This window comes from Alcaligenes faecalis (assembly GCF_041521385.1).
Lineage (GTDB): Bacteria > Pseudomonadota > Gammaproteobacteria > Burkholderiales > Burkholderiaceae_B > Alcaligenes > Alcaligenes faecalis_E.
In genome coordinates, this window is sequence record NZ_CP168006.1 from 1728351 (window position 1) to 1741231 (window position 12881).

Consider the following 12881-nt stretch of genomic DNA (forward strand, 5'->3'; position numbering starts at 1 on the left):
GCTTATATAGTCAAAGTTGTCTGGTTCTTGCGGCGCATGAAGCGATGGCGCAAACGATCCAGATAAAGATAAACCACCGGTGTGGTGTACAGCGTCAAGATTTGACTGAGCACCAAACCGCCCACAATGGTGACCCCCAGCGGCTGGCGCATTTCCACGCCCGGCCCGGAAGCCAGAATCAAGGGAACAGCACCAAAAATAGCGGACAAGGTCGTCATCATGATGGGACGAAAGCGCACCAGGCAGGCTTCATAAATGGCCTCACGCGAGTCCATGCCACGCTCACGCTCCATTTGCAAGGCGTAGTCCACCATCATGATGGCGTTTTTCTTGACAATACCAATCAACAAGAACACGCCGATCATGGCAATCAGGTTGAACTCGCCACTGGTCATCATCAAGGCCAGCAGAGCCCCAATCCCAGCCGATGGCAAGGTGGACAGAATGGTAAGCGGGTGCATATAACTCTCGTACAACATTCCCAAGACAATATACAAAGCCACCAAAGCAGCCAGAAACATCAAGGGTTGCTTGGCCAGGGCATCGAGCATCTGAGCCGTATTACCTTCAAAGCCGGCCTGAATCTCGCGGGTAGGCAACTGAATCCGGGCCATGGCCTGCTCAATGGCCTCTGTAGCCTGACTGAGGGTGACGCCTTCAGCCAGACCAAAAGACACCGACTCGGCTACCAGCAAACCCATATGGTTAATACTGCGCGGCGCGGTGCCCGTCGTAAAGCGCGTAAAAGCGGACAAAGGCACGCGCGTGCCGTCTTTGGCAACGACCTCGATCTCCTTCAAGGACTCCAGATCCTGGGCAAAACGCGGCTCCACCTCCATGACCACGTGATACTGGTTCAAACGTCCAAAAATTGTCGAAACCTGACGCTGAGAAAAAGAATTGTTCAAGGTCCCCGCCACCATGGACATATCAATGCCCAGGCGCGTGGCCATATCCCGATCAATTTCCAGTTGAACCAGGCCCGCCTTGTCATCTGTGCCTGTGTCCACGTCCACCAGCTCAGGCAATTCGGCCATGGCCTGCTGAACCTTGGGCAACCAGGTTTTCAGCAGCTCCAGATCACTACCCAGCAAGGAATAGTCATAGGAGCCACTACGCCCGCCGCCCCCGCTGCCAACTGGAATATCTTGCTGCGGCACCATGAACATGCGCGCACCCGGCGTGGTGGATAAAGGATCACGCAGGCGATTCACAATATCCGTTGTGCTGGCTTTGCGCTCATCCATGGGCTTGAGTTCAACCAGAATGAAGGACGAAGTGCTACCGCTGTGGCCACCGGCAAATACCGCCACCGAACGGATGTCCGGGTCCTGGTTCAAGATGGAACGGAAGTACTCCAGCTTAGGCTCCATAGATTGGAACGAAGTGCCCCTATCAACCCGGAAAAAACCCATCAACTGCCCGGTATCCTGCTGCGGAAACAGCCCCTTGGGCACCACCGCATACAGGTACACATTCAGCCCTATCGTGGCAAACAAGGAGAACAACATCAGGCGATGATGCTTGAGCGCCCAATTCAAAGAGCGACGATAAGCACGCCAGCTAACGCTGCCTATCCAGCCCAGCATGCGGCTGACAGGGTTGGCAGACTCGTGCTCCTGCGGCCCTGGTCGCAGCAATCGGGCGGACATCATGGGAGTGAGCATCAAGGAGATCACCAGGGACACCAACACAGCCGTACACAAGGTGACCGCAAACTCCATGAACAGGCGCCCGGCCAGCCCCCCGATCAACCACAAGGGAATAAATACCGCCACCAGCGACAAGCTCATGGCCGTGACGGTGAAACCCACCTCACGCGTCCCGCGCAAAGCCGCCCGCATCGGGGATAGGCCTTTTTCCAGATGGCGCATGATACTTTCCAGCACCACAATGGCGTCATCCACCACAAACCCGGTGGCCACAATCAAGGCCATCAAGGAAATGGTGTTCAGCGTAAAGCCGAACAAATGCATGAAAGCAAAAGTGCTGATCAAGGAAGCGGGCACCGCAATGGCCGGAATCAAGGCAGCACGCCAATTTCGCAGAAACAGCAAGACCACCAGCACCACCAGGGCCACCGCAATAATCAGGGTCAGTTGAGCCTCTTCCAGCGTGGCCCGAATACTGGGGGTGCGATCCTGTGCTACCGTCAATTGCGCCTGGCTAGGCAGCATTTCCTCGATACTGGTCAAGCGTTCACGGATAGTATTGACGGTCTCAATAATGTTGGCCCCCGCCTGACGACGCACAATCAGCAGGACTGCTTCCTGGTTATTCCAATACCCCAGACTGTGAATGTTCTCAACGGAGTCCTCGACCTTGGCGACATCACTTAAACGGATCACCTGCCCGTCCTGATTCTTCAGAACCAGTGGCTCAAAAAAACGGGCCTGGTTATATTGCTTGCCCGAATTGATCTGCCACTGGCCCTGCTCGCCTTCCAGATAGCCGTTGGGACGCAAACTGTTGGCGTTATTGATCACCGAGCGCACATCATCGAGCGCAATACCAGCCGAGGCCAAAGCCTTAGGGTTCAGCCCCACCCGTACCGCAGGCAAAGAGCCACCGCCCACGTCTACTGAACCCACCCCCGGAATCTGAGCCAGTTTTTGCTGAACAATGCCACTGGCCATATCAAATAGCTGCGCCTTGTTGGCCGTTTGCGAAGTCAGCGCCAGCACCATGATGGGCATGGACGAAGGGTTGACCTTCTCGTAGGTAGGCACACTGGACATGCCCGACGGCAACATCGGGCGAGCCTGATTGATAGCAGCCTGCACATCACGCGCAGCCCCTTCAATATCCCGGTCCAGGTCGAACACCAATACGATCTGAGTGGAACCCTCGCTACTGCGAGAGCTCATCTCAGAGACACCGGCAATAGAACCGAGAGCCTGCTCCAGCGGGGTCGCCACACTGGAAGCCATGGTTTCCGGGCTGGCACCGGGCAAATTTGCCGAGACCGCAATCACCGGGAAATCCATTTCCGGCAACGATGACACCGGCAATAAACGCAGAGCCAAAGCCCCCACGAGCACCATGGCCAGCGCCAGCAGACTGGAGCCCACTGGCCGGAAGATAAACAGCCCTAGCAAACGCTTCATGACGACTCGCGTACCGACTGAGCACCACGGCGGGTAAAGCGGTCAAAGAACAGGTAGATAACGGGGGTCGTAAACAAGGTCAACACCTGGCTGGCCAGCAATCCCCCCACCATCACCAATCCCAAAGGTTGGCGCAGCTCGGCACCAGAGCCGGTCGCCAGCATCAGTGGAATGGCACTGAACAAGGCCGCCAGGGTAGTCATCAGGATGGGGCGGAAACGCAGCAAGGCAGCTTGGTGAATGGCCTCTTGCGGTTTCATGCCCTGTTCACGCTGCGCCTCCAGCGCGAAGTCGATCATCATGATGGCGTTCTTTTTCACGATACCAATCAACAGAATGATCCCGATCACCCCTACCATGTCCAGATCCCGTCCGGCCAACAGCAAGGCCAGCAGCGCCCCAATCGCCGCAGAGGGCAAGGTCGACAAAATAGTGATCGGGTGGATATAGCTTTCGTACAACACGCCCAGCACGATGTACATGGTCAGCACGGCAGCCAGCATCAGCCACAGTGTGCTGGACAAGGACGCGTGAAACGCCTTGGCGGCACCCAGATAGCGGGTATCAATCGAGGTGGGCATGCCGATCTGGTCGGGCACGGTTTCAATGGCTTCAATGGCATCAGACAAGGAATAACCATCGGCCAGATCAAAGGACACGTTCACGGACGGAAACTGCCCTAAACGCTCCACCGACAGCGTGGTTGGCACCTGCTGAATACGCGCCAGGGAGGTAATCGGCACAGGTATGCCTGCTGCCGTCATCACATGGATGTTCTCCAGATCCTGCGGACCTTGGCGATATTGATCCTTGACTTCCAGCACAACGCGGTATTGGGCAGACTGCGTATAAATCGTCGAGATCAAACGCTGCCCAAAGGCGTCATACAAGGCATCGTCAATATTGGCTTTGGTCACGCCCACACGAGCCGCCGCATCCCGGTCTATATCCAGCAGCACTTGCAAACCATTGTTTTGCAGGCTCATGGACGCTTCTTTAATCTGCGGCAAAGCATTGACAGCATCCAGCCAGCGCGGCATCCAGGTGGTCAACACCTCTGTTTCCGGGTCAGACAAGGCCATCTGGTACACATTGCGGCTGATCTGGTCGTCCACCGTCAGTTCCTGAATGGACTGCTGATACACCGACAAATCGGGAATATCCTTCAGGCGCTCATTGAGCCTGTCCATGATCTCGTTGGCACTGGCCCGGCCCGAGCCAATGGGCTTCAAGGCAATTTGCAGGCGGCCATTGTTCAAGGTGGCGTTCGTGCCATCCACCCCGATAAAAGAGGTAACGGCCTCTACATCCGGATCTTCCAGCACAATCGCCACCGCTTGCTGCTGCAAATTCCCCATTGCGCGGAACGACGCGGTTTGCGGTCCTTGGGTAATCGCCTGAATCAGGCCGGTATCCTGTTGCGGGAAAAAGCCTTTGGGTACGATCACGTACAGCAGGCCCGTCAACACCACTGTGCCCAGAGCCACCCACAAGGTCAGCGTCTGGTGACGCAGCACGACAATCAGGCCACGATCGTAAGCCGCAATAATGCGGTCCATCTGATTCCCCAACCAGGTGGTGAAGCGGCCATACTGGCGCTCGTTCTCGGGCTTGAGCATGCGCGCGCACATCATGGGTGTGAGCGTCAGCGAAATGAACAGAGACAGCAGGATAGCGACGGCCAGGGTAATGGCAAACTCACGGAACAGGCGGCCAATAACGTCGCTCATGAAAAGCAGCGGGATCAGCACGGCAATCAGGGAGATGGTCAAGGACAGCAGCGTAAAGCCAATCTGCGCCGCCCCCTTCAAGGCGGCCTGCAAGGCAGTTTCGCCCTTTTCGATGTAACGGGCGATGTTCTCGATCATGACAATCGCATCATCAACCACAAAACCCGTGGCAACCGTCAAGGCCATCAGGGTCAGGTTATTAATACTGAAGCCCCACATCAGCATGATGGCAAAGGTAGCGATCAGAGAAATGGGCACAACAACGCTGGGAATCAGCGTGGCGGTCCAAGTGCGCAGAAACACAAAGGTCACCAGCACCACCAGCACAATGGCCAGCATCATTTCCTTTTGCACATGGTCAACGGAGTCCCGAATGGTCTGGGTCCGGTCCGTGGCGACTGTCACATCCACGCCTACCGGCAAAGAGCGGCGGATCTCGGGCAACAGGCTCTGAATCTGGTCAACCACATCAATGACATTGGCCCCAGGCTGCCGTTGAATATTCAGCAAGATCGCGGGCACAGCACCCATCCAGGCAGCCTGACGCACATCCTGAGCGTCCCTCACAACCTTGGCCAGCTCGCCCAGGCGTACCGCTGCGCCGTCCTTGTAGCTGATAATCAGGTTTTCGTAATCCTGTACTGTTTTCAACTGCTCATTGGCACCGATGCTGGTGGAACGCTGTGGCCCGTCCAGATTCCCTTTAGGCTGGTTCACGTTGGCTGCGACCACGGCTTGCCGCAAATGATTGAGCGTCAGATTACGCACTGCCAAGGCGTTGGGATCGGCCTGAATCCGCATGGCCGGCTCCTGACCACCTGCAATGCTGACCAATCCCACACCCGTCACCTGCGAGAGCTTTTGTGCGACCCGTACATCAATCAGGTCTCGCACCTCGTGCAAGGGCATATTGGGGGAGGTCACCGCCAGGGAAATGACTGGTGTATCAGCCGGATTGACCTTGTTGTAGATAGGCGGAGCGGGCAAATCATTGGGCAGCATCGTGGAGGCGGCATTAATCGCCGCCTGCACCTCTTGCTCGGCTACGTCCAAGGGCAAGCCCAAATCGAACTGCAAGGTAATGCGCGATGCCCCGCCCGAACTGGACGAGATCATCTGCGACAGTCCTGACATACTGCCAAAGCGCCGCTCCAGCGGAGACGTAATCAAGGCCGCCACCACATCCGGGCTGGCACCTGGATAAAGCGTCACCACCTGAATGGTGGGGTAGTCCACCTGTGGCAAAGCGGCTACGGGCAACATGCGATAGGCCAGCAAACCGGACACCAGCAAAGCCACCATCGCCAAGGTGGTAGCCACCGGGCGCAGGATAAAAATACGCGACATGCTCACGGCTTACTCGCTTGCAGGACGTGGACGGCGACCCTCACCCGGACGTGTGTCTTGCTCTGGCTGAGCGCCTGCATCAGTGGGCGCCTTTTTTTCCTTGGTCTGACCATCTTGCTGCATCACGTCGACCTCCGAGCCTTCGCGCAAACGGTCAGTCCCTTCCACCACCACACGATCGCCTTCTTTCAGGCCAGTTTTAATAAGTGTCGACTCCAGGGTGGCGGTACCTAACTCCACGACCTGAATATGAACTTTGTCCTCGTCATCCAGGGTGTACACATAGGTACCTACCGAACCTCGCTGCACCGCATGTGATGGGATCAGCAGACCTTGTTCCTGACCCAAAAAAACGCGGGCATTCACAAACTGATTGGCAAACAGGGTTTCGTCGTCATTATCAAACTCGGCCTTCACTTTCAGCGTGCCGGTATTGATATCGATCTGATTATCCAAGGCCTGCAAACGGCCTTTATCCGACAAGAGCTGACCTGTGCTGTCGATCAGAGACACTGGCAAAGGCGATTCGCTTTGTTTCATGGCCGCCAGCAAGCTGCTCAATTGATTCTGCGGCAAGGAGAACTCCACGCCGATGGGATCAACCTGAGTAATCACGACGATCCCATCAGTATTACCGGCAGAGACCAGATTACCCTGATCGAGCTTGCGCAGGCCCAGGCGACCATCCAAGGGCGCCGTGATGCGAGTACGGTCCAGTTGCACCTGGGTACGGGCGACTTCTGCTTGATTGGATTTGATTTGTGCCTGCAGTTGCTGAACAGCCGTTTCCTTGGTCTCCAAGGCCTGACGAGCAATCGAATTCTGTTGAAACAGGATGCGATGACGGGCCAGCTCCTGCTGCGCCCCTTTCAGTTGGGCCTGACTCTGTGCCAGTTGTCCCCGTGCCTGATCCAACTGCACTTGATAGGTACGCGGATCAATTTCGGCCAACAAATCGCCGGCCTTCACACGCTGACCATCCTTGAAGTGAATGCGCTCCAGCACGCCATCGACCTGACCGCGTACCGCGACTGTCTGCAAAGGCTTGACCGTGGCAATCGCATTGACCGCTTGATCAATCAAACCTGGCTTGACTGTAGCGACCTGAACCGGGACTTTGGTGGCCCCCATCATGCCACGTGGCCCGCGCATGGAGGTAGGCGTATCTGAGGGGGAAGACAAGGCGTAATAAATAAGACCTGCTGTCAGCAGCAGCCCTACCACCACCCAGACATAGAAGGATCGGGAACGCCGACCTCTGCCTGTGTTCAACTCCGACATGAATACTCCCCGGCTAAAACTTGATTGTCTCTATGCACGGTCTACATAAGCGTTTAATAAGCACTACTTACCGTGACAGCGACACGCATTATGCCGCCAAACCACGATCGCAATGAGTCTGAAACGATAAAGGGATACAAGCCCTGAAAAAAACCGTATCCCGACTAGACCAAGTTGGCACCGCAAGTATAAAAGCGGCTGTCTGAACCTTATATGAACAGCATTTTCAGCCGAAGTTGCAACGGGCCAGCCTAAAGGGGATATCAGCCGTGACGGCCTGCGGTTTTAATTGATTGTCTTGCTGCACAAAGCGTATCCAGATGACGTAGCGGTTAGCACTCATTTCCGGATAGATGCACGCACCCGCATCCACCCACACACGCAGTAGTTGGAAGGTCTTGCCTGCCAACATTTCTTGATAGGAACCGTCGCGGGCTAACAGGTCAGCCGGGTCGCCCGACTGGCGCAGCAAGCGCAAAATCAAGGCCAGACCGTGATACAGCGGCAGGAAAGACTCCGACCAGCGGCGCAAGTCCTGGACACGATCCGTATCGGGACGCTGCTGCCAGGAATAATATGAAGGCATATCCACCTGGGACGTACCGCCGGGTACAGCAACCCGGCCCCGCAAACTGGTCAACCATTCATTATCGCGCAGGCCCTGCCCCACCCGCCCTTGGGCCGACAGGTCAGCAGCCGCACGCACAATCTGCTCAATCATCTTGTCCAGCGCCTGCAGCTCAACACCTGGGTGTTCACGTAGCGCAGCCAACGCCACGCGCTGACGCTCCAGATCCTGAAGAACGGCAGAACGCAAATCGGTCCGATCCGAGATGTCCAGCAAATCAAACAAAGTCGCTACAGCAATCTGATGCGAGTACGCATCCTGGCTGGCTGAAAAATGAAACAGCCTATCGAACAAATACTCGACTCTCAGTAAAGCCCGGACACGCTCATTGCAAGGGTATTCGTATAGAGTCACGCGTTTAAAACCTTTTTTGTCGACTATAGGGCCAGACACGTCATGTTGTCAGGTCGTCAAGGCACACCAACGTTGGTGAACTGCCCACGCCCGCGCCTCCAACAGAGGTAAAGTCGTCTGCCCATCGTTCAGAACCACATCATCAGCCACGTCCAAACGTTGCTGACGTTGCGCCTGTGCTGCCATGATACGTTCAATGGTGTCCACTGCCAGCCCGTTACGCTTTTGTACGCGTGCGATCTGGGTCGCTTCATCACAATCCACAACGCAAATCCGGTCCACACGGTCACGCCATCGTCCTGACTCCACCAGCAAGGGTACAACCACAACAAGATAACATCCTTGCGCTTTCAAGGCCTGTGCTTTTGTTACATCCCAAATCAAGGGATGAATGATGGCCTCCAGGCGATGGCGGGCATTGGGGTCAGCAAACACACAGGCCCGCATCCAATCCCGATCCATGGAACCATCTGCTGCCAAGGCCTGCGCACCGAAAGCGGCGCGGATCGGTTCAATGGCCAGGCCATCGGGCGCGGTCAGCTCATGTGCGATCACATCCGTATCCACAACGGCCGCCCCCCAAGAGGCAAAAAAATGGGCCACCTGGCTCTTGCCCGATCCAATTCCACCAGTCAGCCCAATCGTCAGCATGCACAATCCACAGATAAAAATCCAAACTGTAACGTACCCGCGCCAATCCTCCTACCCGCAATAGGCCTGAAACTGTCCCGCCCCCCCTGGTCTAGCGTAGAATTCAGCTATCAACCCGTCCACGGAAGCCCGCCATGTCTTTCTCCACGATTTTCCCTCTGCGTTCCCTGACCTTGCTTTCGGTTGTTTTGCTGGCCGCATGTGCCCAGGCACCTGTACAGCCCAGCCCTAACGAGGGCCGTGGCTCCACCCAGAAGGACGCCCTGCGCCAAGCACAAGGCAGCAGTACCACCCGCGCCCCCTCACAAATCAATTTGGGTTTTGGCAACCAGGAAGGCCTGCACGCCATTACACCGACCCGCGCCGAACAGCCCGCCGCCATGGTTGACCGTAGCGTTCCAGAGCTGGCCGAGCCCAAAACCTTTCTGGGCACCCTGTCCTGCCCACCGCAAGGCGGCGCATGTGAGCCCTACAAAATCAGCGTAACCCTGGCTCCTGCTGGCCAATGGCGCTTGCGTGCCACCCCACTGGGTGCTGGCGAAGAACACCGCATGAGCGGCTGCTGGGTTCCAATCGGCACACAGCCCACCCGTATCGCCTTGCTGGCCAATAACGACTCGACCCTGGCCGACCTGAGCTTTGTAAACAACAACGTCTTGCGTATCAACACGTTCAACCAGCAGCGCCCCACGCTGGAAAGCCACTTGACTCGCCAAGCCGACATCGACCCGGTCAGCGAGCTGGACGGTCAGGCCAACCCCACCTGCCGCTAAGCTACGGTACGGACAGGCTGCCCATCAAGCTGGGCGGCAACACATCCCGCAGGCCTGGTTCACTAAACACAAAACGAGTCAATTCAACCGCATTGCGCACACGTAATTTCTGAAAAACGCGTGCGCGATGCGCCTCCACCGTACGCTGGGAAATCGCCAATTCAGCCGCAATCACCTTATTCGCCTTGCCAATGGCGATGTAAGACAGCACGTCGCGCTCGCGCGGAGTCAGACTTTCAAACAACACAGAAGCGGGTAAATGACTATTCAATACCATGTCAGTCTCGTATATCTGTACCAGGCGAACAGACCGCCTGCGATGTGAAGAATTAACCATAGACAGAGTTTGTCATTTTAGGCAGGGACTACACGACTGTTAACTTATACGGGATGTTTTTGTCACATGACTAATATAAGAACAAGGTTTGTAATGCGCCGAAAAACAGCCATTTCATCCGACAAATTGGTGATAAGCATAGGAAAAACCAGTCCCCTCTCACCACCTCAAACACATCAATCACCTAGGTCAAATTCACTTAGCGGTAGGCACGAGCACAAAATCCCACCCATAAACTCCCAACAGAGATGGCCATCGACGGCTATGAGCCACTCTGACGCGCCGCTCAGGGGAACGGCGATTCAGACTGCTTGCCGCAGTCGGGAGATAGCGCAGAGGGATGCAAGCACCCTGCTGTTTGAACCCGACGCTTGTACTTGGTCCGGCGGACCAAGTACCGGGTGAGTTCAGGGTGCGCCCGTAGCTATCTCTCGACAAGGGCACCGGTGCACAGCACCGGCAAGTAGTCAGCCGCTCCCCTGAGCGGCGCGTCAGAGTGGCGTCTTACTGAGTCCATCCCCAGCATGAATAAACATGGCCTGTTACCACCAGCGACCAGAAAACCAGACACAGACACAGACACAGACACAGACACAGAATCGAACCACACAGATATAAAAAAAGCACAGTAAAAACTGTGCTTTTCTCACCAAATAACACAAGAAATCAGGCTTTAACCATTTCCAGGTTGTCGATCAAGCGCGTTGTGCCCAATTTGGCCGCAGCCAATGCCACCAAAGGCTCACCGGCTGCAATTTGCTCTTGCGTCGGTCCCAGCAAATCCGACTGACGACGCAAGGCCATATAGTCCACCTTCCAGCCCAGATCCGTCATCTTCTTGGTCGCATAAGCCTCGATCTCTTCGCGGCTTTGACCTTGCTGCAAACGCTCATTCATTTCCTGCAGCGCGTAATAAATCTGCGGAGCCTGGGCGCGCTCCTCGGGGCTCAAATAGCGATTGCGTGAAGACATGGCCAACCCATCCTCTTCACGTACCGTCTCGTGAGCCAGAATCTCTACCGGCAACTGGAACTGGCGTACCATCTGACGCACCACCATCAGTTGCTGATAATCCTTCTTCCCGAATACCGCCACACGCGGCTGCACACAGGAAAACAGCTTCAGCACAACGGTACAGACGCCTTCAAAGAAGTCCGGACGGAAGTGGCCTTCCAAAATTCGACCCAAATGATCAGGCGGGCTAACACGGAAACTTTGCGGCTCCGGGTACATCTCGCGCTCCGAGGGAGCAAACAAGACGTAGACATCGCGCTCCTGCTCCATCTTGGCCGCATCATCCTGCAAGGTACGCGGATAACGGTCGAAATCCTCGTTCGGGCCAAATTGCAGACGATTGACAAAAATACTGGCTACCACCGGATCGCCATGTTGGCGAGCCATCTTCATCAAGTCCAGGTGAGCCCGATGCAGATTCCCCATGGTTGGAACAAATGCCACGCGTGTCTGGCCCTGGAGCTGATCGCGCAGTTCTTGGATGTTATGGACGACTTTCAAAAAATTCTCCGCTACGGAATAAGATCAGGCCCATCGGCCTGCGCTCGAATATAGGTCAGGCGCAAATAAATAGGAGCGTAGGGCTCGGCCTGCGTGATTTCAAGCAGTGACTCTCGTGCCAATTCCAGCATGGCCAGAAAATGCACGACAAGCACCGCCGCCGGATCACCCTGATCCAGGCGTTCATTAAACAGCTCAGTAAACTCCATGAAGCGCACATGCTGCAAACGTCGCAGAATCTGGCTCATGTGATCGCGCACCGACAACTGCTCACGCGTAATTTTGTGACTGGCATTGAGCTTGGCACGTTTCAAGATACCCAGCCAGGCTTCGCGTAAATCCTCCGCACTCACCTCCGGCGGGATGGCCTCCACAACCAGTTCGGCCTGGGCATTGGCCAGCAGGTAATCGCGCCCCATCAAAGGCAACTCGTCCAGACGACGCGCGCCTTCCTTCATGCGCTCGTATTCCAAAAGGCGACGTACCAGCTCCGCCCGTGGATCTTCAACTTCTTCGCCCGTATCCGCGCGCCGCACCGGCAGCAACATGCGCGATTTAATCTCGATCAGCAACGCCGCCATCAAGAGATACTCGCCCGCCAGTTCCAGATTCGTGGCGCGAATCTGCTCGACATAAGCCAGATACTGCCCGGTGACCTGGGCCATCGGAATATCCAGTACATTGAAGTTCTGTTTGCGAATCAGATACAACAACAGATCCAGCGGGCCTTCAAAAGCGTCCAGAAACACTTCCAGCGCATCAGGCGGGATGTACAGATCCTGGGGGATCGCAAACAGCGGCTCACCATAAAGACGCGCCAGCACATCCTCGGGCTGAGGCGCTGGCGTATCCACAACTGGCTGCTGTGCAATCTCAGTCACAGGCGCAGACGTACAGATTTAGTTGTTTTCGTAGTACACGTATGGTTTTTGAGGCGTACGAGCAGCCTTGTAACCATCTTGCAGTTCCTGATCAATCTGCTTGTCCCACAAACGATAGCGGCCTTCACGCTGCCGTGCTTCGGTATCCGGGTTCTGATCTTTATATTGTTTAAGAAACTGGGTAATTTCGGATTCGAAATTCTTTGCCATAATACCTGTACGCCTAAAATAAATTGGATAACAGAAAAGTTTGAGTTTACTGCACCGCACACCAGAG

The 12881-nt window shown here is 55.7% G+C and carries 10 protein-coding genes; 1 reads left to right on the forward strand and 9 read right to left on the reverse strand.

Annotation, left to right across the window (positions count from 1 at the left end):
* Window positions 1–2: 2 nt before the first annotated feature.
* The 5 genes from ACDI13_RS07800 to coaE form a co-directional block, all read right to left on the reverse strand.
* On the reverse strand, window positions 3–3107 hold the full coding sequence (locus ACDI13_RS07800) for an efflux RND transporter permease subunit (protein ID WP_316989679.1): 3105 nt from the start codon (window positions 3105–3107) through the stop codon (window positions 3–5).
* Entirely contained in the window at window positions 3104–6190 is a 3087-nt protein-coding gene (locus ACDI13_RS07805) for a multidrug efflux RND transporter permease subunit (RefSeq protein ID WP_316989678.1), read from the reverse strand. The genes ACDI13_RS07800 and ACDI13_RS07805 overlap by 4 nt, the downstream gene beginning before the upstream one ends.
* A gap of 3 nt (window positions 6191–6193) precedes the next feature.
* Complete coding sequence (locus ACDI13_RS07810; protein ID WP_316989677.1) at window positions 6194–7465, reverse strand: efflux RND transporter periplasmic adaptor subunit; 1272 nt, start codon at window positions 7463–7465, stop codon at window positions 6194–6196.
* 226 nt (window positions 7466–7691) lie between these two features.
* On the reverse strand, window positions 7692–8447 hold the full coding sequence (gene zapD / locus ACDI13_RS07815) for a cell division protein ZapD (protein WP_316989676.1): 756 nt from the start codon (window positions 8445–8447) through the stop codon (window positions 7692–7694).
* A gap of 48 nt (window positions 8448–8495) precedes the next feature.
* On the reverse strand, window positions 8496–9098 hold the full coding sequence (gene coaE, locus ACDI13_RS07820; protein ID WP_316989675.1) for a dephospho-CoA kinase: 603 nt from the start codon (window positions 9096–9098) through the stop codon (window positions 8496–8498).
* A gap of 134 nt (window positions 9099–9232) precedes the next feature.
* Here coaE and ACDI13_RS07825 point away from each other — a divergent pair, with 134 nt between their 5' ends.
* Window positions 9233–9871: a hypothetical protein gene (locus ACDI13_RS07825; RefSeq protein ID WP_316989674.1), complete on the forward strand. Its 639-nt coding sequence runs from the start codon at window positions 9233–9235 to the stop codon at window positions 9869–9871.
* A 1-nt stretch (window position 9872) separates the two neighbouring features.
* On the opposite strand, the gene ACDI13_RS07830 is transcribed toward ACDI13_RS07825, so the two are convergent.
* The 4 genes from ACDI13_RS07830 to ACDI13_RS07845 form a co-directional block, all read right to left on the reverse strand.
* On the reverse strand, window positions 9873–10148 hold the full coding sequence (locus ACDI13_RS07830; RefSeq protein ID WP_316989673.1) for a LuxR family transcriptional regulator: 276 nt from the start codon (window positions 10146–10148) through the stop codon (window positions 9873–9875).
* A gap of 726 nt (window positions 10149–10874) precedes the next feature.
* Window positions 10875–11723 carry a pantoate--beta-alanine ligase gene (gene panC / locus ACDI13_RS07835; protein WP_316989672.1) on the reverse strand — a complete coding sequence of 283 codons (849 nt, stop codon included), beginning with the start codon at window positions 11721–11723 and terminating at the stop codon, window positions 10875–10877.
* A gap of 11 nt (window positions 11724–11734) precedes the next feature.
* The gene (locus ACDI13_RS07840) at window positions 11735–12577 is read right to left on the reverse strand and encodes a ScpA family protein (protein ID WP_316989707.1); all 843 of its coding nucleotides are present in this window, start codon (window positions 12575–12577) and stop codon (window positions 11735–11737) included.
* Window positions 12578–12622: 45 nt separating this feature from the next.
* A complete protein-coding gene (locus tag ACDI13_RS07845) occupies window positions 12623–12814 on the reverse strand; it encodes a DUF3460 family protein (protein ID WP_316989671.1) in 192 nt (63 codons plus the stop codon).
* Window positions 12815–12881 lie beyond the last annotated feature (67 nt).

Bases quoted from the DNA above. Each gene is read 5' to 3' on its own strand.
- ACDI13_RS07830 (WP_316989673.1), bottom strand. From the start codon at position 10,148: ATGGTATTGAATAGTCATTTACCCGCTTCTGTGTTGTTTGAAAGTCTG.
- ACDI13_RS07800 (WP_316989679.1), bottom strand. From the start codon at position 3,107: ATGAAGCGTTTGCTAGGGCTGTTTATCTTCCGGCCAGTGGGCTCCAGT.
- ACDI13_RS07825 (WP_316989674.1), top strand. From the start codon at position 9,233: ATGTCTTTCTCCACGATTTTCCCTCTGCGTTCCCTGACCTTGCTTTCG.
- ACDI13_RS07845 (WP_316989671.1), bottom strand. From the start codon at position 12,814: ATGGCAAAGAATTTCGAATCCGAAATTACCCAGTTTCTTAAACAATAT.
- coaE (WP_316989675.1), bottom strand. From the start codon at position 9,098: ATGCTGACGATTGGGCTGACTGGTGGAATTGGATCGGGCAAGAGCCAG.
- ACDI13_RS07810 (WP_316989677.1), bottom strand. From the start codon at position 7,465: ATGTCGGAGTTGAACACAGGCAGAGGTCGGCGTTCCCGATCCTTCTAT.